This window comes from Paraclostridium sp. MRS3W1, from assembly GCF_032465715.1.
Lineage (GTDB): Bacteria > Bacillota > Clostridia > Peptostreptococcales > Peptostreptococcaceae > Paraclostridium > Paraclostridium dentum.
This window is the reverse complement of the sequence record NZ_JAWDJM010000052.1, coordinates 1-488: the sequence shown is the minus strand read 5'-3', so window position 1 is coordinate 488 and position 488 is coordinate 1. Positions and strand designations below refer to the sequence as shown.

1 protein-coding gene is annotated in these 488 nt (G+C 34.2%); it reads right to left on the bottom strand.

Annotated features, from left to right (window positions below):
- The coding region (locus RWY47_RS04315) for an S-adenosylmethionine synthetase N-terminal domain-containing protein (protein WP_316030250.1) at positions 1-488 on the bottom strand (488 nt) is incomplete at both ends.

Here is a 488-nt window from a genome sequence, read left to right as displayed (position 1 = left end):
TTTCCATCTGGTCTTAAGTATTCTAATTCTCCACTTTTTCTAACTTCTGTTAATCTTCTTGATAACTTATGAGCAAGAGATATCGGAAGAGGCATTAATTCCTCTGTCTCATTACATGCAAAACCAAACATTATACCTTGGTCTCCAGCTCCTATTTTTTCTATTTCATCTTCAGTTAATTCTCCGCTTCTATTTTCTAAAGCTTCATCAACTCCCATAGCAATATCCCCTGATTGCTCATCTATAGAAGTTATAACTGCACAAGTATCACCGTCAAATCCAAACTTAGCTCTAGTGTATCCTATTTCTTTAACTGTTTCTCTAACTAATTTAGGTATATCAACGTAAGTGTTAGTACTTATTTCTCCTGCAACTAATACTAATCCTGTTGTAACTGTTGTTTCGCAAGCAACTCTAGCTTGTGGATCTTTTTCTAAAAGTGCATCTAGTATTGCATCTGATATTTGATCACATATTTTATCTGGATG